Below are 20,378 nucleotides of genomic sequence, written 5' to 3' on the forward strand. Positions count from 1 at the left end.
GGCTCAGATCCGGATTTATGATTGCTTTAATTGCTGATGACCACCCGTTGTTCCGGGTTGCTTTATCCCAGGCGTGTGCCAACATTCTTGGTGCCGATGCCCTGCTGCTGCAGGCGCAGAATATGCAACAATTGTGGCCGCTGCTGCGCGCCCATCCCGACACTAACTTCATCTTTCTCGATCTTAAAATGCCCGGCTCAGACGGCTTTACCGGTTTAACAGCACTGCGCACTGAATACCCGGATGTGCCGGTAATCATGGTGTCGGCGGAAGAAGACCCGGTCATAATTAAACAGGCGCTTACGTTAGGTGCCGCGGCTTATATCCCCAAATCTGCCCCACTGGAGCTGTTATCTGAAGCTATCAGTGCAGTACTAAACGGCGACAGCTGGTTGCCTGAAGAACTGGTGGCGGATGTTAGCAATGCTAAATCGTTGATTGATGAAGATTTTGCTAGCCGGTTAGAGCAGCTGACACCACAGCAGTTTCGCGTACTGAAAATGATTGCCGATGGTTTGCTGAATAAACAAATCGCGTATGAGATGAATGTGCAGGAAACCACTATTAAGCAGCATGTGTCGGCTATACTGCGCAAGTTAAATGTAAATAACCGAACTTTAGCCGGTATTATGTTTGAGAAATTACGTCTGCCAGAGCAGGTTTAACGCAGCAGGCGCTGAAACAGCTTTTTCAGTGCTGCCGGTTTCAGTGGTTTTAGCAAAAAGTAATAGCCGGCATTTAATGCATGCTCACGTATTGCCTCGTTATGATCTGCCGAATGAATGACGACCGGTACATTGACACCGAAATGCGCGGCTAGCTGCTCTGCCACTTCAACTCCGGTGGCGTTGTTATCCAGATGATAATCAAACAGCAGGGCGTCAGGTTTAAAGCCTTGCTGCAGCGCCTGCAGTGCTTCCGACGGCTGACCGACAGCAATAACCTCTATTTGCCAGCTACGTAGCAGCTCGGCCACAGCGCTGCGAAGTTGCGGTTCATTATCCAGCAGTAAAATGGCCTTGCCAGTGAAGCTGGCCAGCGTATCGGGTTTTGCGGCTACTGAGGTGGTTACCTCTACCGGAGCGGCTAATGGCAGTGTGACACTAAAGCAGCTGCCTTTGCCGGGCACAGACCACAGTGTAAGCGGATGACCTAAGATGGTAGTAATGCGGCTGGCTATCGCCAGGCCAAGCCCGAGGCCTCGTTGATCCTGTTGCTCACCTTGCTGGAATTCTTCAAAAATACGCTGCTGATCCTGCGTGGCTATACCAATGCCAGTATCGAGAACGCATATTTGTAGATTAGTGCCGCGACGCTTTACTCCCAGCACGACTTTGCCTGTCGCTGTGTAGCGGATAGCATTAGCCAGCAGATTCTGGATCACGCGCTTTAACAGTTTGCGGTCGGTCGTGACAGCCAGTTTTGACGACACATAGCGCAGAGCCAGGCCTTTTTCCTCTGCCAGCACGGCGGCGTCACGGGCAATATCATCGAGTAGTGCACATAGGCTGACACTTTGTGGCTGCGCGCTGATAACGCCGGAATCCAATTTGGTCAGCTCCAGAATTGCACCCAGTAACTCTTCGGCTGAGTTTAATGAGCTAATCAGGTTCTGGCTTAGCTGTTTAAGCTCCGGTGTGGTTTGCTTATCGCGCAGCAAACTGGCAAACAGTGCTGAGGCGTTAAATGGCTGCATCAAATCATGGCTGGCAGCAGCGAAGAAGCGGGTTTTAGCCTGGGTGCTGGCTTCGATTTTTTGCTGCGCCTGCTGTAGCTGCTCGTTAAGTTGCTGCAAAGCCTGAGTACGTTCAGCGACGCGTAGCTCCAGCTGTTGCTGCGTATTGATAAAAGCACTGACATCGCTGTAGGTGGTGACAAAGCCGCCACCGGGAAGCGGGTTGCCCTGCATCTCCAATACACTGCCATCCTGTTGGCGGCGCTGGAATTTATAGGCGCTGCCTTGTTTAAGGTAGCTTAAGCGCTTTTGAATTTCTGCCTCGATATCTTCGCTGTCGATCAGGCCGCGCTGCAGGTTATAGCGGATCACATCAGCTACCGGCTTACCAACTTCAACCAGCCCGGCCGGATAGCTGAACATATCAATGTAGCGTTGGTTCCAAGCGATAAGCCGCAGGTCGGCATCTACTACGCTGATACCCTGGCTGATGTTGTCGATGGTTGAGCGCAACAACGCCTGATTAAACTGAAATACCTGGCTGGCTTCGTCAACAAAACGGGCTACAGATTCCAGCGGCAGGGCGGCATGGCGGCCACTGGCGTCCATGATCAGCCGCATTGAGGCACCGCCCACCACGGCAGCTAAACTGCGCTCGGCAGCCTGCAGTAAATTCGCCGGAGCTTGTTGCTGCAATTCGTGTGGCTCTTTTAAATTACGTTGCAGTAAGCGCCGTGCTTCTTTTTCGCCGGCAAAGCGCTTTACCAGCAGGTAGCAATCCTGCACCGATAAATTAAGCGGCCTGTTGGCAGGGCTACTGAGCTGGGTGCGTAAAAAGCGCCCGCTTTCCAGCCATTCACCCACCCGGGTCACGCTGAACCGGCTGACCAGCAGTACCAGCAGGCAGTTCAGGCTCAGGCTGACCAGTGTGCCGATGCTTATCACGTCAGCATTAAAACCAAACAGCTGCTGAGGGGAAAGCTGTGAAATACCAAAAGGCCCCTGTACCAGCCAGCTGCTGCCAATTAAGCCGGCACGGCTAAGCTCAGGTAACAGAATGATATAAGCCCAGGCTGCTGCGCCGCCGCACAAGCCGGCAATAGCACCCTGACGGTTAATGTTACGGCTGAGTAACCCCAGAATAAGCGCCGGGGCCAGCTGCGCCACCAGCGCAAACGCCATCAGGCCAAGTTGGGCAAGGCCGGTTGCGGTGCCTATCCAGCGGTAATAAACATAGCCCAGTGCCATCACGGTTAGCATAGCGATACGACGCAAGGTAGCGACTTTGATATGCCGCGTCTGCCCAGACTGTGGCGCAGCGGTGCGATACAGCAGGGGCGCTAATAGTTCGTTGGTGATCATAATACCCAGCACCACTGTCGCGACGACGACCATGCTGGTTGCAGCAGAAAAACCGCCAAGGTAGGCCAGTAACGCCATGTCAGTGCGCTGTGCTGCCAGCGGCAACTGCAGGATCACCAGGTCGATATTGGCGTCGGCACCCAGCAACATCACACCAGCCAGCGCCAGTGGCAGGGTAAACATGCCCATTAACAACAGATAAAGCGGAAAAATCCAGCGGGCGCTGCGCAGATGCCCAAGATGCTGGTTTTCCACAAAGGTGACATGAAACTGCCGCGGTAAACACAAGGTTGCGGCAAAGCCCAACAATACATGCAGCCAGTAGGTATGCGCTGGCAGTGCTTTTTGCTGCAGTTGCTGTACCGCCGGGCTGTTGGCTGAGAGCTGAAAAATCTGGCCTACGCCATCGTACATGCCCCAGAACACAAAAGCAGCAATAGCCAGCAGCGCCAGTAATTTCACCAGAGATTCAAAAGCGATCGCCGTCATTAAGCCGGGGTTTGGTTGATGCGCTTTGGCACTGCGGCTAACAAATAATAGCGCGAACACTGCCATCCACAAACTGACATAAAGGCCGGTGTCGGTGTACCAGCTGTCATTTGGTGTGCTGCTGACCAGTGTATTAATACTGGTTGATACCGCCTGCAGTTGCAGGGCGATATAGGGGATCACCGACATTAGCAGGATCAGTGTCGTTATCACGGCCAGTATACGGGAGTGGCCAAACCGGGTGGCAATAAAGTCGGCGACAGAGGTAATACGGTACCGCCGGCAAGCCAGTGCAATGCGGGCAACCAGTTTAAAACCGAACCAGAACAGTAAAAAGGAACCGATATAGGTAGGCGGCATCCACCAGCCATTTACTGCTGCTTGTGCGGTAACGCCGTAAAACGCCCAGGACGTACAATAGATTGACAAGGCAAAGCTAAACACCCAGGGTGCCAGCGGGTGCTTACTGTTTATGCGCCGGCCAAACACGCCGACACTGAACAGAATAAGCAGGTAGATAAGTGAAAGCGCAGCAATGGTGCCAAGACCAATGCTGCTGCCGTTTAATATCATAAGCTCAGGCGTTGTCATCATTATTATTATCGCTTGATTGTGCCTGAGTTTTTAACCAGCGGCTAGCGCGCTGTCCAGCCACCGTCCAGCACTAAGGTTTGGGCGGTAATATGACGGGCGGCACTGCTGCATAAGAACGTGGCGGTGCCAGCGATTTCATCCACGCCGATAAAAGCCTTTTGTGGCATTGGTGCCAGCATAATCTGCTCGACAACCTGCTGCTCTGTCAGATTGTGCTCTTTGGCCTGATCCGCTATTTGCCGCTCGACCAGTGGTGTTTTGACATAAGCCGGGCAGATAGTATTGATAGTGATATCTTTATCGGCATTTTCAAGCGCGACCACTTTGCTAAAGCCAAGCAGGCCGTGTTTAGCAGCCACATACGCCGATTTAAAAGGAGAGGCGACCAGTGCATGAATAGAGCCGATATTAATGATGCGGCCAAAATTACGCTTGCGCATCGCCGGTAACATAGCGCGGCTCAACATTGCAGGCCCAGTCAGCATAACATTAATAAGCTGCGCCCATTTTTCCGGCGGAAAATCTTCCAGTCTGGCAACATGCTGGATACCGGCATTGTTCACCAGAATATCAACCTGAAACCTGTTCGCGCAGCTGGTGATGGATGCCGCATCGGTCACATCCAGTACTATACCCTCGGCCTGATAACCTTGTTGGCGTAATTGCTGCACTTTGCTGTCAACGGCGTCCTGCTGCAAATCAGCAATGACGACATTGTGGCCTTCTGCCGCGAACTGTCTGGCGATGGCAAAACCAATACCGCCGGTGCCACCGGTAATAAGAACCTGCATGTTGTTGTCTCCGTACAAAGCGTCTGTGGTTATGCTAGAGGCTACACCTAAAAGCAGCAACGGTACTTTAGTGCTATAGCGCAGAGTTTTGCTGATATCAGTTTTTGGCGTAGAAAACTGTGCTAAGCGCCTGAATGTGCCGTCAACGTTTTGCACCCTTTGCAGCCTATGATACAGTTTATAGAATTATAAAAAATAACTTTGCCTGGCCTGAGTTTTTTGTAGGTCTAAATATAGACTTTCAGCCTGTTAGGTATGAAATTTATATTTGATCCGAATAACTGATAGTTACTACCGTTGTAGTTCTGGCTTGGCAGGGTAAACATCTACCTCTGAGGATTTACAATGTCTGCTCCTGACAATGTATCAACTGAACGTTCTGCTAAAGGAAGCTGGTTTAACCGCTTTCTCGCCACTGTGGAGTGGCTGGGTAATTTACTGCCGCATCCGATCACGCTGTTTGCGTGTTTTTCGCTATTTATTATCATCTTAAGCGGTATTTTGGGTTTCTTTGGTGTCAGTGTCGAAGACCCCCGCCCGCAGGGCGCCGCCGGTCGCTCAGCTGATGGCATTATTTCTGTGGTGTCACTGGTCAGTGCCGAGGGTTTACAGCGCATTGTCACTGGCCTGGTAACGAACTTCACCGGTTTTGCGCCGCTGGGTACGGTATTAGTTGCGCTGTTAGGTGTTGCCGTTGCAGAGCATTCCGGATTGTTGTCCGCAGCGATGCGGGCACTGGTATTAAAAGCGCCGGCAAAACTGGTTACGCTAACCGTGGTGTTTGCCGGTGTGGTGTCCAATACTGCGTCTGAGCTGGGCTATGTGGTGTTAGTGCCAATGGCCGCAATGATCTTCCATTCGCTGGGCCGCCACCCACTGGCTGGGCTGGCAGCCGCCTTTGCCGGTGTTTCAGGCGGTTACAGCGCAAACTTGTTTTTGGGCACTATAGATCCTCTGCTATCGGGTATTACCACAGAAGCCGCGCATATGATTGACCCAGGCTACACCGTAGGGCCGGAAGCCAACTACTTTTTTATGTTCATCAGCACCTTTATGATTGCCATTTTGGGCGCAGTGATTACTGAAAAAATTGTCGAACCCAGGTTAGGCAAATTTAAGCCCGAAGATGCCGCGCAGGATATACCGCAACAAGATATGCAGTCGCTCAGTGCAGCGGAGAAAGCCGGCCTGCGCAATGCGGGTATTGCATTGCTGCTGGTAGTGGCAGTGTTGGCCCTGACCATCATGCCTCCGCTGGGTGGCGTGCTGTTGCATCCTCAGACAGGTGAGCTGTCTGGTTCCCCATTTCTAAAAGGTATTGTCGCTTTTATCTTTATCACCTTTGCAATACCGGGCTTTGTTTACGGTAAAACCGTGGGGGTTATGAAAAATGACAAAGATGTGATCAACGCGATGTCAAAAGGTATGAGTACCCTTGGCATGTATATCGTGCTGGTATTTTTTGCGTCGCAGTTTGTCGCCTTTTTTAACTGGACTAACCTTGGCACCGTGCTAGCGGTAAAAGGTGCGGCGCTGCTGACAGCGCTTGGGTTAGACGGGCCTGAAGTGTTTGCGCTGTTCATTTTAATGTGTGCGCTGGTCAACCTGTCTTTGGGCAGTTCGTCAGCGCAGTGGGCTATTACCGCGCCGATATTTGTGCCGATGCTGATGCTGATAGGATTTGCGCCAGAGGTAATACAGGCGGCATACCGGATTGGTGACTCAGTAACGAATTTGATCACGCCAATGATGAGCTATTTTGGCCTCATTTTAGCCGTAGCCAGCCGTTACCAGAAAAACCTGGGTATAGGCACGCTGGTGGCTACGATGCTGCCTTACTCAATGTTCTTCTTACTGGGCTGGACAGTGCTGTTTTATGTCTGGGTATTTTTGTTTGGTCTGCCGGTTGGGCCGGGTGCGCCAACCTATTATCAGCCTGCAGGGTAATACTGTTACCCGAAATAAAAAACCGCACTTTCGTGCGGTTTTTTATTAACTATTGCTGGTAGTTGACTCACGTACCAGTAACTCCGGAATAAAGACCGGTTGTTTGTCAGTCAGGTTTTTACTGGCATTTGGTTTGGTATGGCGGAACAACAGCTCTGCCGCTTGCTGTGCTATCGTCACGTTTGGCTGATGCGCAGTGGTTAGCGGCGGCCAGGTTTGACGCGAAAAGGGACTGTTCTCAAAACCGGCAATAGCCAGTTGCTGCGGTATAGCAATGTTCATCAGCCGGGCACTGAACAGGGCACCTGCCGCGATCTCATCGTTACAGGCAAAAATAGCTGTTGGCTTTTTGGCCAGTTCCATCAGTTTTGTCGCGCCTTTTACACCAGATTCAAACGAGTAACTGCCGGGTACAATAAATTTGGGGTTGGCCGCGATACCGCGTTTGGCCAAAGCTGCCTGATAACCTGCCAGGCGTTCGCCGCTGGAGCTGTGTTCTTCATCACCACACAGGAATGCTATTTCGGTATGACCCAGCTCGAGCAGGTGATTGGTAATTTTAAAGGCCGCGGTAAAGTCGTCGACCAGCACGCAATTACTCAGTTTGGGTGATGGCGTTGAACCGGAAATGATCCGCACAAAATGTACGCCGATTTTTTCCAATGCTGCCGCGATGTGCGGCATTTCTGAAAACGGTGGTGTCAGCACCAAACCGGCCAGACGTGAATGTTGCACCAGATCGATGACTTCCTGCACGATATCCGGCGACTTGGCATTAGTAGGGTGGATAAGTAGTTCATAGCCGTGCTTGCGGCACGCATCAAGCAAGCCGCGCTGCATATCAATAACATAATACGCATTAGGGTTGTCATAGATGTAACCAATACTGAAAGAACGGCTGCTGGCAAGGTTACGGGCAGCAGCATTTGGCTGATACTGCAGCTCATTGATAGCTGCCTGTACTTTATCTACCGTATCTTTTCGAACGGAAGGCTCGTTGTTCATGACTCTGGATACCGTTTTAATCGATACCCCGGCGTGACGGGCAACATCATTAATCGTGACTTTCATACTGTAAATCCGCCCCGGAAAATGGACACAGCGCTGAACAAACTCCCTTGTCAGCTACACCTTAGTATAAAAATGACAACGCTGGTCAATAATTAGATTGTTTTAAACTAATGGATACCTTTTTTTTGCTGCAACGGCAAATACTAATTTAAAAAATATCGGTTTATTTATACAACTAAAAGACTCACTCTCGTTGTTTATTTTATTAAGTTTTTGAATTTAATTGTTTTTATTTTATTTTTTGTGATGTGGTAAATAGTTATCAACTTGTATGCTTTACCATCTGTAGTCAAAGTCCTGTTCAGACTTACTTACAAAATTCGTTTAAATTTTCATCGAATCTGGTTTGCAAAGGGAATTTTTTTTGTGTATGTTGAAGTTTAATGACAGCGTTGTCATTGAGTGTCCGGGAAGTTCGACAATAAAATCAGAGAACAGGAATGGGAGAAGCATATGCAGCACAATAAAATAAATAAATGTGCCTTAGCAGTGAAATTGGGTTTGTTAGTTGGCAGTGCGGTGTTAACCATGCCAGCTCTGGCCCAGGAAGAAGTGGCTAAAGAAGAACAGGTAGAAGTCATTGAGATTCGTGGTATTCGCGCGTCTCAGGAAGCTAACTTAAATGCCAAGCGATTTTCAAATGCAGTTGTCGATGTAGTAACAGCGGAAGATATTGGCAAGTTTCCGGATAAGAACGTCGCAGAGTCTCTATCTCGCATTACCGGCGTGGGTGTCAGCCGCGAGTTTGGTGAAGGCGAAAAAATTACTGTTCGTGGTGCCAGCTCTTCTACCAATAGAACTTTACTGAATGGTCAAACCGTAGCAACGGCCGATTGGTTTATCCTGGATAACCCTGGCCGTAGTTTTAACTATACTATGCTGCCGTCTGCCTTAGTGTCAGACCTGGAAGTGTATAAGTCGCCGTTGGCGAGTATTGATGAAGGCTCTATTGGTGGTACTGTTATTCTGCGTACCCGTAAGCCTTTGTCAATGGATGCAAATTCAATAAATATTTCTCTTGAGGGCCAGTACTCCGAATCTTCTGAGAAATGGGATCCGCAAGTTTCAGGTATGTATTCCTGGAAAAACGATGCTGAAAGCTTCGGTGTTCTGGTGTCAGCTATCAAGCAAGACCGTAAAGTGGTGCGTGAGGGTATTGAAGTGCTTGGTTGGCCGACAAACCCTGCGCTTGATGAAAAAGTACCGAGCCACATAGGGGTACCACGTTTTGAGCAGGATCGTGAGCGTGAAACCTTATTCCTATCCTTGCAGGCGCGACCAAATGACAATCTGGATATGGTTCTGAATGTTTTAGACTCTAAAGTCGATGCCAACAACCAAAACCAGAACTGGCTGATTTTTGTTAATAATAATGCTGCGTCATTAACCAACACAGTGATTGAGGATGGCAGCGTCGTTGCTGGCGAAGTCGCATCCGGAGGCACCGCAGCCTACAATTTTATTAACCGCGTATCGTCGACTGAAACCCGTTCAATAGATTTTGATTTGAACTACAGTGCAGAGTCATTTGAATTACATACTCAAGTGGGTCATACCAAAGCCAAAGGTGGTACTTACCGTGAAACATCCTGGGAATATGGTACTCCGGCTGACTTGACAGGTTATACCTTTGACTTGCGCGGTGGCACACCTTCGGCTTCAACGACCATTGATGCTTCTGACCCAACGCAGTTCCGTCCAGGCTGGATTTGGGGTGGTGAGAAACCGACGACAGATGAAGAGACATATGCTCAGTTTGATTTCAATATTCCGGTACAAAAAGGTGCTTTTACAGCGGTTAAAACCGGTGCTAAGTACCGTATGGCTGAGCGGACCCAGGATCGCGTAGCGTACAGTTGGCATGGTCCGCAAACTATGACTGGTAATGAAGACGTTGCTGGCAGTTATTTAGATCATATTTTTGCAACTTGTTATGACTGGGCACAGTGCGGTTTGTTTAACGGTACTGTCAATATTGATGCTGTCGTAAATGGTAATATGACGCAACAATTGGCACACAACCGGGCCGCGATGGAGCAAATTGCTTTTGTTGGTCTGGATGGCGTACCGGCCGATTTCGCAAAGTCACTGAACCTTCCGGAGATTTGGAGTGTTGAAGAAGACATTCTGGCGTTGTATGTGCAGGGTGATTTTGAGGGCGAAGGCTTTAGAGGGAATATCGGCGTTCGTTATGTTGACACCCAACAAACCTCTGGCGGATATGAGTTCTCTGGCGATTCATGGGGATTACTGACCTATGATCGTGAGTGGCTGACACCTGAATATCTGGCATGGGTTGAAACTGATAATGATTATGCAGAAGTATTGCCAAGTCTGAATATTGCATTTGATTTGAGTGAAGAGCAGATCCTGAGGTTCGGTGCCGCGCGCGTTATGGCCCGGCAAGATTGGAACAACATTTCCTCGTCAATTACCTATGGCTCTCTGGATGTTGCCCAGCCGACAGGCAGTGCCAGTAATCCACATCTGATGCCACAAATTGCTGACCAATTTGATTTGTCGTGGGAGTGGTACTTTGATGCTTCTTCTTTGCTGGCTGTGACGTATTTCCACAAAGATGTAAAGAGCTATCGTAGCTTCTCGACTTTTGTTGACGAGCGTTACTGGGAAGAAGGCGAAGAGTGGGTTGACGTGACCTTTACCCGGCCGGAGAATGGCCCTGGTGGTAAAACCGATGGCTTCGAGGTGAGCTATCAGCAGGCATTTGGTGATTTTGGTGTGAGTGCTAACTACACTTACACCAACGCCGAACGTGATGAAGCTCGTGATTTGACTAAGCCTGGTTCAGGTTTGGTTGAGGGAACATCCCGTCATATGGCGAACGCCAGTGTGTACTACGAGACGGACAAAATCAGTGCCCGGTTAATGTATAACTACCGCACTGAGTGGTATAAAGGCCTTCATTACAATGGTGATGAACTGTGGAATGACAGTTACGGCCAGCTTGACGCCAGCATTGGTTACAACCTAACGGACAATATTACGTTGTCGTTTGAAGCTGTGAATTTAACCAACGAGGAAGTGGTTGAATTTAACACCGATAAAGCCCGCCTGTTCTCTATCTATGAAAACGGCAGACGCTTTGTGGCAGGTGTTAGGATGAATTTCTAACGATCGTAGACCGAGCTGTACTGTAAAGGCTGGTTTTGCATAGCATTACCAGCCTTTATGTTTTGTGTTAATCAGGGGGGAATTAATGGCGGCGGTTGCAGAGTATTTTGATGTGGATAAGAGCCAGTTCTGGCAGCAAATTATACCGTCTCATCAGCCGGCGATATTGCGACAGGCTGTAAAGCACTGGCCCAGTGTGGTAGCGGCCGGTAAGTCTGACTTATTGCTGCAAGAATACTTTGCCGGGTTAGAAAGTCGGAAGGAGGTTAACACCATATTGGCTCACCCTGATACAAAAGGACGACTAACCTATAATGATACCCTGACGGGTTTTAACTTTGAACGCCAGAAAGCTCCTGTGACAGCAGTGCTGAATGAGTTGCGCCGTATTGCCGGAAAAAAAGATGCATTGCATATCGCGGTGCAAAGTGCCCGCACAGATGTCTGCTTACCCGAGTTTAGCAACCAGAATGTGATGCCTTTGCTGGATACTGATGTTGTACCTAGAATTTGGGCAGGAAATAAGATTGTGGTACCCGCACATTTTGACGATGCTGATAATCTGGCTTGCGTGGTTGCAGGAAAGAGGCGATTCACGTTGTTTCCACCTGATCAGGTCTCCAATCTGTATATTGGGCCGCTGGATTTTACGCCTGCCGGTGCACCGGTTAGCCTGGTTGATATAACCGCGCCTGATATGACTAAATTTCCGAGATTCGAGCAAGCGTTAGAGCAAGCGCAAATTGCTGAGCTGGAGCCGGGAGATGTGTTATTCATTCCGGCGCTATGGTGGCACCATGTAGAATCTCTATCTGCCGTAAATGTTCTGATTAACTACTGGTGGGGTGGTTCGCTGGCCGATGACACGAACAAAGCTTCGCCGTTTGACAGCTTGTTACATACCTTGTTGACAATTAAGCAGCTACCGGAGCATCAACGCAAACACTGGCAAGCACTGTTTGGACACTTTGTGTTTCATGATGCGTCAGACCCGTGCTCTCATTTACCTAAAGGCTGCGGTAGTGTGCAGGGGGAACTGACTGAGCCACGTAAGGAAAAAATCGTCGATTGGTTGCAAAGTCAGATAAAGCATTTGTAACGACTAGTAAGCGGGCTGAGGACGTTCTCCTGCCAGTTTCGTTCCCCAGTGTCGAAGTCGCTCAAAACCCAGCAGGCACAGAGCTACCGCCAGCACTGACACTGCTATACCAGTAATGCCGAGCTGTGCGCTTTCTGAATGTATTGTCCAGACAAACTGCAGTACGCATAAAAACGCTACCACGACGAGGGTAGGCTTGCGGCCAATCAGCGCGACAATATAGGCACCCAATGGTGCGCCAAGTGCTACCACCGGCGCGGCAGCCAGCCAGTTTTCAAACACTCCCGGTTGCATACCGGTTGTGAGGTTTTTTACCACCACGCCCAGTACTGAGGTAAAAGCCATTATAATGACCGAAGTTGGGATCGCGATTTTAAGGTCGGTGCGACAAAGCAATACCAGGGCGGTGTATAGCACCATATCAATGCCAACGCCGGTAACCGATGCGACGGTAGCGCCCGAAAATAACCCAATCCAGCAGCCTACTTTGAAGTCCCATTTCTCGTTAAATTCTGTCATGCCGCTGTGGCTGGCAATTTCATTGATACGGTACAAATGCAGAATACCGAAGCTGGCCCAAACAACGGCAAATATCAGTTTAATCCACAGCCCGGGAATGTAAGGTGCGATAAACCAGATCCCCAGCGGCGTGCCAACCAGGCTGCCCAATATTGCGCCGTTCAGCATTGCCCACGCCACAGGTTGGCGCCTCGCCAGGATGAAAATACTGGCACTTGTCATACCTATGGCTTGCACGGCAAAACTGAAATCCCGGCCCAGCGTGGCCGGTTGCTCAAACAGCAGTACCAGAACCGGAAAGCCGACTGTACCACCACCCATTGGCGTGGAACCTGCCGCATAGCTACCAATCGCCATCGCCGCGGCTATTGGCCAGTGTGCTTTAGCCTCAGGCCACAAACCTAAGCCCAGCACCAGATAAAGCCAGACGGAATAAAAGCCTGCTAGCCATAACAACCAAAGCCAAAGAAAAGTTCGCCGTTGTTGCTGCACTGCTTTTTATCCTTATTATTGTGTAAGACAGCGTTGTCACGGATTATTAATGCAGAAAAACCCTAACAGTTATAGTGTTTTGTCGCCGGCTAACGCATTCTGTGTTTTAACCTTGTTGATCCTGTTGTCAACTTAGCGCATGATAAGGCCGCACTGCTGATGGTACAAGGGGTGAGCAACTTGAACAACGGTGCGGCCATCAGCACTTTTCAAATTCCAGAACAGAACAAAGAGTAGTTTATGACTTCAACACCAAAAATTGTGCCATTAAATAAAGAACAGCACGCAGCAACAAAAATTAATAATAACAATGCCTTTTCTCATATCGACGGTGAGCACTTAGTGCCGGTTGTAGTGCACGAGTTTGTCGTAGCAGGTGCAGAGTTTCCTATTGTATTTGTAAAGAACAACGATAATTTTCAACCGGTTGCGATGCTCGGTTTAGCTGTAAAACAAAACCTGTTCCTGCAGGACAATCAATGGCAAGCCCTTTATGTGCCGCGTGCCGTTCGCAACTATCCGTTGATGCTGGTACAGGAAAAGCAAGACAGCGAGCGTTTGCTGTTAGCTCTGGACGAGAATTCAGAGCGCGTGGGTGAAAACGAGGGCCATGCGCTGTTTAATGAAGATGGCAGTGAAAGTGAGTTTTTAGCGCATCGCAAAAAACTGATGTCTGAATATGTTGATATGGGCGTAATTACCCGTAACTTCATTGCTAAGTTGCAAAGCCTGGATTTAATCACCGAGCAAACGTTGACCTTGAATATTAACGGTGAAGAGCGCCGGATTAACGGTATTCACCTGATTGATGAGAAAAAGCTTAATGAGCTAAGTGATGAAGTGTTTCTAGACCTGCGTAAGAGTGGTTATTTGACTGCTATCTATGCTCAGCTGATGTCATTGCAGCACACGCAAAAGCTGGTCAAAAAAGTAGCTGAAGCCAGTTAATCACTGAGCAACATGGTAACGGTTATCTGCCGTTACCATGTTCATTTCCCATCTCCTGCCAGAAAAATTTCATAATTCAGTTGATTTGATTAAAAAATGTTCATAGTATAGAAAATGACAACGTTGTCATGATGACGTTGTGCGGTTTTCATGTGACCGCCGGGATGCAGGCTCTGGCTGATGTCTGCGGATATCTCCCTATTTCAGGCCGCAGGGTAGTTGTTGTGGCCTGAAGCAGTCGACAAGGATGTTGCTTTTATTTGCCAATCTTTAGGGTGTTTTGCCAGCTAACCCCGGTTAGCTGGCTTTTTTGTCTCAAGGCGTTAACGGCAGTTTGACCGTACGGCTGACGGTATTGCCTTGGCGGCTTCGCGCCAAAAAGCTTTGTTCTGCAAGCTTTGCAGTGTTACAGGCATGCCAGCTATTACCGTTGTCTGTTGAACATTCAATGGTCAAATGCGGCAAGGCTGTATTAAATTGCCAGCCAGCTTTGCCAAGTTGCGCACCCGGCGGTGGCAGGTAGAAGCTGCTACCTGCGTCATTTAGCCGGGCTAATTCAACATTACTTAACCGGGCAGCAAAGCTTTGCCAGTCTCTGAGTTTCCCGGCGTTATCGCCGGTATCTTCCCAGGCGGCTTTGTGCCAGGCGCGCTCCGCCAGCGCCAGCATACGCGGGTAAATCATCTGTTCCAGCTGTTGTTCGGTGCGTATGGTTTCACTCCATACCTGGCCCTGAATACCCAGGATATTTTCCGGTTGTGCTAACTCAGGCAAGGCTCTGCCAACCAAAGCGGGTAAATCGGTAATGCTGGTACCACTGCGGGTTGTGTCAGCATTGGCATACAGGTTATCAGGCATAAAGCCAAACACTTTGTCGATGCCAGCATACCGGGTTGCCCAGTAGTAGCCACGTTCTTGCGGATGTGCCTCGTGCGGGTGGTCAAAATAGAGGTGGGTGGCTGGTGACAATACCACCTGATAGCCATTATTCGCCAGGCGGTAAGCTCTGTCTGCAACTCCCCATTCCCAGATATTGTCCCAAGCGTTGGCAATAATCTGTTTGTTTTTCAGTTTTTTACGTTCAAATGTATTTTGCTGATCATACATCAAACCATCTTCCCAGCCCGCTAACACCAACTTATGTTGCTGCGTAAGCTCTGCCAGCCGGCTGACAAAATAAGGCTTTAAATCCGCCACTGTGCTGATATTGTTGCTGCTTTGTGTAAATAACTGCTGACAAGCGGGAGAGCCCTCCCAGGAACCCTTGGCTACCTCGTCACCGCCCATATGGAAGGTGCTTAGCTTAATGTCGGCTTGCTGATACATCTTCTGCAGCTCGGACAATACTTTTTCGATAAAGGCATAAGTTGAAGGCAGGCAAACATTGGCTGAGTTGTCGTTATAGTTCTGCACGCTGAGATAAACCGACGTATCGTCCGGGTCTGACAACAGATACTGTGTTGCTTCTTCGGCATTTCCCTCAGCCATCAGGCGGTTGTAACGGGCTTTCATGGCGATAATAGCCGCTCTAGCGTGGCCTGGCAGGTCTATCTCGGGAATGACTTCTATATGGCGTGCAGTGGCATAACGCAGTATTTCAATAAAGTCTGCTGTAGTGTAATAGCCATTGCCGCTGCCGGTAGCATCAGGCCCGGTGCCAAGCTGCGTCAGTAAACATTTTTGTTCGGACAGATCAAAGCAACGCGTCGCACCTATGTCGGTAAGTTCGGGTAAGCCGGGGATCTGCAAACGCCAGCCTTCATCTTCGGTTAAATGCAGATGCAATTTGTTTAGCTTGTAGCGGGCCATGTTATCAATAAGGCGCAATGTAACAGCTTTGCCATGGAAGTTACGCGCCATATCGTAGTGCATACCACGCCAGCCAGCTCTTGGCTGGTCGGTGATTTTTCCAGCCGGCAGCGTTAGCCCTTTGCTGCTGTTTTGCAGCAACGCGAGCAGGCTTTGAATAGCATAAAAAGTCCCGCTGCTGTCTTTGCCGTTAAGGCTTATCTGCTGCTCGCTGATGGTCAACTGGTAACCTTCTGCAGCAAGCTCAAGCTCGGGTGTTGTACTCAGCCGGATAAGCTGCTTTGCGCTGGCGTCGTGGCTGGCGAGCCTCAGCTGAATACCTTGCTGCTGCAACTGCTGTTGCAGGTAGTTAGCTTCAGGCTTTAAGGCGTCATCAAACTGTATCTGCCAGTCAGTAGTCAACAACACCCGTTGTGGAAGCAATTCAGCATGTAATGGGGCAGGAATGATACGGGCACTGCTATCACTAGTTGTATCGTCTGATAGCAGGCTGGCATTGCGCTTAAACCGGTTTGACGGCGTCACAACGGCAACCTGCTCACCTTCGGCAAAGTTTCGCTGCAACTGCGCCGGTGAAATCAGTGGCTGCACAAAAGCGCTGAAATCCTCAGTATTGGTGTTTGCGAAAATTTCAGGCGTCAGGCCTTTAGCAGTGATAAAAGCCCGCGGCATAAAGTCACTGTAGCTTACCATCCAGGGCGCTGAGCTAAACGGCAACGATAACTGCTGTGCCGGTGTTAAACCCGCGAAACGTTCCGTAGGGCTGATACGATGTAAATCACCCTGCACATGTTCTATTTTAACGCCATGCAGTTCAATGGTATCGATATGCCGGATCAGGTGAAAATAGACCTGCCAGTCTGACTTACCCGCAGGCAACGCAAACTTTGAACCATTGTGCAGCGTAATGGCCGCATTGAACTGCATTGGTGTTGTAGGTTGCTGCTGTGCCACGGCAAAACTCAACGTACTTTGGCTGGCAAATTGTGCTAGCTGCTGTTGGGTAAATGACGTCGCTGCCGACAGTTGTTGGCAGCTCAGTGCCAGCAATCCAAAAATGTATTGTCGCAAATCTTCTCTCCCCATTTTTGCTAAGCTAGTAAGGCTTAGCGGTTATCAGCTCAGAGCTGTTATTCAAGCGGATGATAATAAACATCTTTATAATAAGTTTTTGCTTGTGTCACTAAACTTTTAGCTCGATTTTTAAACAAGACACTTGTTATTTGTCAGATTTATTATATGCTGGATTCTAAAAATGACAACGCTGTCAATTTGTGTCAGTCTAAACAGACTGAAGCAAATATCAGGATGTTGCAAAGTCGCTGGCGTTACGGGTTATATCGTAAAGAGGTTGAAGAATGAATGGGATGCTGAAGGCCGATACGCCTTTGTATTTGGGAATTGATGGCGGTGGCAGCAAGTGTCGCGCTGTCATTGTATCGTCAGATCAGCGAATTCTGGGCGAGGGGTTATCGGGCCCTGCTAACCCGTTACGCGGTATGAAAATTGCCACGGACTCTATTCTGGCGGCAACTCAGCAGGCCCTTACCTGCGCAGGCCTGGCATTTAATGATATGTCACGACTGGTGGCAGGAGCAGGCCTGGCGGGTGTCAATGTACCACAGTATTATCAGCTGTTTTCAGACTGGCAACACCCGTTCAAACAATTGTATTTGACCAGTGATTTGCACATTGCCTGTATGGGTGCTCATCAGGGGCAGGACGGCGCTGTAATCATTGTAGGTACAGGCTCCTGTGGCCTGGCATCGGTAAATGGCCAGCTGGTTGAAGTCGGCGGCCATGGGTTTCCGTATGGTGATAATGGCAGCGGCGCCTGGTTTGGTATGCAACTGGTACATAAAGTTCTGTTAAGTCTTGACCAGTTGGCCCCTGCTACTGCTATGACTGATCTTTTGATGCAGGAGTTGGCAGCACGCGATACGATGGCGCTGGTCTCACATTTTATGCATGCCACCCCAACCACTTATGCTAAGTATGCTCCGTTGGTGTTTACTGCCGCAGAAGCAGGGGACGCGACGGCTCAGGCATTAATTGAACAGGGCGCTGCCTTTATTACATCGATTGCGCAGCGTTTGCTCAAAGCAGGGCCGCCAAGATTATCGTTTATCGGTGGTTTGGCACATAAGTTATTACCTTATTTGCCGTTGAATATTCAGCAACAGGTTACACCGGCCCAACAAACGCCGGAACTCGGAGCGATTTGGTTTGCGTTACAGCGGGACCAATCGCAATCTATCGCACTATCGTTATAGGTAAAGAAGTAATGAGCAACAGTATTATGGCTCTGGAGGCTGCAGAGGCGCCAAAACGTATTGCAGAGCAATTGGCTGCTAATGCCGCCACGGTAGAGCAGGTGGTGGCGCAAATTCGCCAGCGTGCACCTAAATTTGTCTATATGGTTGGCCGTGGTTCATCTGACCATGCAGGTGTGTTTGCCAAATATCTGATTGAAATTGAAATAGGTCTGCCTGTGGCCGCCGCTGCTCCGTCTATTGCCAGTGTGTATAACAAATCACTGCAGCTAAAAGATGCTCTGGTGCTGGTCATTTCGCAATCCGGCCGCAGCCCGGATATTCTGGCACAGGTAGAGATGGCAAAACGCAGTGGCGCTATGGTGGTGGCACTGGTCAATGATACGACGTCACCTTTGGCTGAGCAGGCGCACTATACGCTGCCGCTGCATGTAGGGGCAGAAAAAGCCGTTGCTGCAACGAAGAGTTATCTGGCGACGTTAAGTGCTATTTTACAGTTGGTATCTGTCTGGTCTGGCAATCAGCCACTGCAGCAGGCAGTGCAGCAATTGCCGCAAAGCCTGGAGCAAGCTATCGAATTGCCGCAGCAACTGAATGCAGCAGCGCTGGAAAAAGTTGCGCATCTGGTTGTGTTAGGCCGTGGGCTTGGTTATGCCATTTCTCGTGAAATCGCACTGAAATTAAAAGAGGTCTGTGGTATTCATGCTGAAGCTTTTTCCAGTGCAGAATTTTTGCACGGGCCTGTGACGCTGGTAAAAAATCAGTTCGCCATTGTTGATGTAACAGTTGAGGATGAAAGCCTGGCTGCACATCGTAATCAGATCGAAGACGTTCGCGGCCGCGGTGCGGCAATAGTGCAGTTACATCACAAAGGTGTAGAGGCGCAAGCCAGAGTTCTGCCACTGCTGATTTTGCAGCGCTTTTATCTGGATGTAGAGGTGGTTGCGCGTAGCCGCGGCATAAACCCGGATGCGCCTCCCGGCCTGAATAAAGTGACAAAAACGGTTTAATGCAATTATACGGTAATAGCAAATGCAGCAGTTAAGTGTCAGCCGGTTATTTGACGGTGAACAATGGTTTGAAAATGTCAGCGTGAGCATAAACAATGGTGTTGTGCACGCCGTCGCTCCAGCCAGCGGTAAGGTGCAGCCTGGGCTGTTAGTGCCTGGTTTTATTGACGTTCAGGTAAATGGTGGCGGTGGGGCGTTATTTAACACCGCACCGAACCGGCAATCGCTACGCACTATGATGCAGGCCCACGCCCGCTTTGGTACCACCGCAATGCTGCCTACTGTGATCACTGACAGCGTCAGTGTGATGCAGCAGGCTGCCGACGCCATAGCGTCAGCCATTGCAGAGAAAGAGCCGGGCATTATTGGTGTGCATTTTGAAGGCCCTCATTTGTCTGTGCCGAAAAAAGGCGTGCATCCACAACAGCACATCCGCGGTTTGAGTGCGGCCGAAATGGCTATTTATGGCCGCGCTGATCTGGGTATTAAGCTGATTACCGTCGCGCCGGAAAATATTACGCCGGCCCAGATCCGTGAATTAACGGCACTTAATGTCATCGTTTGCCTTGGCCATTCTAATGCTGATGCCGCGACAGTGCAGGCGGCTCTGGCTGCGGGCGCCACGGGCTTTACACATTTATACAATGCGATGTCTGCGCTTACATCACGTGAGCCTGGCATGGTTGGGGTAGCACTTAGCGACCCAGACAGTTGGTGTGGCGTTATCTTTGATGGTCATCATATGCACCCGGTTGCGGCAAAAGTGGCGCTGGCAGCTAAACCACGCGGCAAACTGATGATAGTGACAGATGCGATGTCACCGGTAGGAACTGATGACACAGAATTTGATTTCTTTACCGGCAAAGTAATACGTGAAGGCAGTAAGCTGACTAACGAGGCCGGCTCCCTGGCCGGTTCGGTGTTAGATATGGCTGCTGCAGTAAAGTACGCGGTGCAGGTATTGGCCGTTAGTCCGGCTGAAGCGTTGCGGATGGCGTCTTTATATCCGGCGCAATTTCTGTCTTGTCGTAATGGTGGCCGTATTGTCGCCGGTGCGCAGGCTGACTTAGTGCTGCTAGATGATAACTGGCAGGTCCGGCAAAGCTGGATAAAGGGTGAGCCTGTCTTTAACGCAAAATAACAATGATAAAAACAAACGGGGAAGGA

13 protein-coding genes are annotated in these 20,378 nt (G+C 49.6%); 8 read left to right on the plus strand and 5 right to left on the minus strand.

The annotated features are described in order from the left end of the window. The first annotated feature begins 17 nt into the window (after positions 1-17). Positions 18-665 (plus strand): response regulator, encoded by a 648-nt coding sequence (locus LHL18_RS08265; protein WP_226766558.1) that lies wholly within the window; start codon positions 18-20, stop codon positions 663-665. On the opposite strand, the gene LHL18_RS08270 is transcribed toward LHL18_RS08265, so the two are convergent. Then, complete coding sequence (locus LHL18_RS08270; protein ID WP_226766559.1) at positions 662-4,120, minus strand: PAS domain-containing hybrid sensor histidine kinase/response regulator; 3,459 nt, start codon at positions 4,118-4,120, stop codon at positions 662-664. The genes LHL18_RS08265 and LHL18_RS08270 overlap by 4 nt on opposite strands. Before the next feature lie 41 nt (positions 4,121-4,161). After that, positions 4,162-4,911: a 3-hydroxybutyrate dehydrogenase gene (locus tag LHL18_RS08275; protein ID WP_226766560.1), complete on the minus strand. Its 750-nt coding sequence runs from the start codon at positions 4,909-4,911 to the stop codon at positions 4,162-4,164. A gap of 345 nt (positions 4,912-5,256) precedes the next feature. Here LHL18_RS08275 and LHL18_RS08280 point away from each other — a divergent pair, with 345 nt between their 5' ends. Then, the gene (locus tag LHL18_RS08280; protein WP_226766561.1) at positions 5,257-6,858 is read left to right on the plus strand and encodes an AbgT family transporter; all 1,602 of its coding nucleotides are present in this window, start codon (positions 5,257-5,259) and stop codon (positions 6,856-6,858) included. 45 nt (positions 6,859-6,903) lie between these two features. Here LHL18_RS08280 and LHL18_RS08285 read toward each other — a convergent pair whose 3' ends face one another. Next, the gene (locus LHL18_RS08285) at positions 6,904-7,929 is read right to left on the minus strand and encodes a LacI family DNA-binding transcriptional regulator (RefSeq protein ID WP_226766562.1); all 1,026 of its coding nucleotides are present in this window, start codon (positions 7,927-7,929) and stop codon (positions 6,904-6,906) included. A gap of 453 nt (positions 7,930-8,382) precedes the next feature. Here LHL18_RS08285 and LHL18_RS08290 point away from each other — a divergent pair, with 453 nt between their 5' ends. Further along, positions 8,383-11,061 carry a TonB-dependent receptor gene (locus tag LHL18_RS08290; RefSeq protein WP_226766563.1) on the plus strand — a complete coding sequence of 893 codons (2,679 nt, stop codon included), beginning with the start codon at positions 8,383-8,385 and terminating at the stop codon, positions 11,059-11,061. 85 nt (positions 11,062-11,146) lie between these two features. Continuing rightward, the gene (locus tag LHL18_RS08295; protein WP_226766564.1) at positions 11,147-12,160 is read left to right on the plus strand and encodes a cupin-like domain-containing protein; all 1,014 of its coding nucleotides are present in this window, start codon (positions 11,147-11,149) and stop codon (positions 12,158-12,160) included. A gap of 3 nt (positions 12,161-12,163) precedes the next feature. On the opposite strand, the gene LHL18_RS08300 is transcribed toward LHL18_RS08295, so the two are convergent. Further along, a complete protein-coding gene (locus tag LHL18_RS08300) occupies positions 12,164-13,171 on the minus strand; it encodes a sulfite exporter TauE/SafE family protein (protein WP_226766565.1) in 1,008 nt (335 codons plus the stop codon). Positions 13,172-13,411: 240 nt separating this feature from the next. Here LHL18_RS08300 and LHL18_RS08305 point away from each other — a divergent pair, with 240 nt between their 5' ends. Next, positions 13,412-14,119: a SapC family protein gene (locus tag LHL18_RS08305; RefSeq protein WP_134052392.1), complete on the plus strand. Its 708-nt coding sequence runs from the start codon at positions 13,412-13,414 to the stop codon at positions 14,117-14,119. A 315-nt stretch (positions 14,120-14,434) separates the two neighbouring features. On the opposite strand, the gene LHL18_RS08310 is transcribed toward LHL18_RS08305, so the two are convergent. After that, on the minus strand, positions 14,435-16,999 hold the full coding sequence (locus tag LHL18_RS08310; RefSeq protein ID WP_226766566.1) for a family 20 glycosylhydrolase: 2,565 nt from the start codon (positions 16,997-16,999) through the stop codon (positions 14,435-14,437). Between the two features lie 287 nt (positions 17,000-17,286). On the opposite strand from LHL18_RS08310, the gene nagK reads away from it, so the two are divergent. The 3 genes from nagK to nagA are packed head-to-tail and all read left to right on the plus strand — an operon-like array spanning position 17,287 to position 20,352. Next, entirely contained in the window at positions 17,287-18,201 is a 915-nt protein-coding gene (gene nagK, locus LHL18_RS08315; RefSeq protein WP_226766567.1) for an N-acetylglucosamine kinase, read from the plus strand. Positions 18,202-18,212: 11 nt separating this feature from the next. Next, complete coding sequence (gene nagB-II, locus LHL18_RS08320; protein WP_134052386.1) at positions 18,213-19,211, plus strand: glucosamine-6-phosphate deaminase NagB-II; 999 nt, start codon at positions 18,213-18,215, stop codon at positions 19,209-19,211. Positions 19,212-19,233: 22 nt separating this feature from the next. Next, the gene (gene nagA / locus LHL18_RS08325) at positions 19,234-20,352 is read left to right on the plus strand and encodes an N-acetylglucosamine-6-phosphate deacetylase (protein ID WP_226766568.1); all 1,119 of its coding nucleotides are present in this window, start codon (positions 19,234-19,236) and stop codon (positions 20,350-20,352) included. Positions 20,353-20,378 lie beyond the last annotated feature (26 nt).

The organism is Rheinheimera aquimaris (assembly GCF_020531985.1).
GTDB lineage: Bacteria > Pseudomonadota > Gammaproteobacteria > Enterobacterales > Alteromonadaceae > Alishewanella > Alishewanella aquimaris.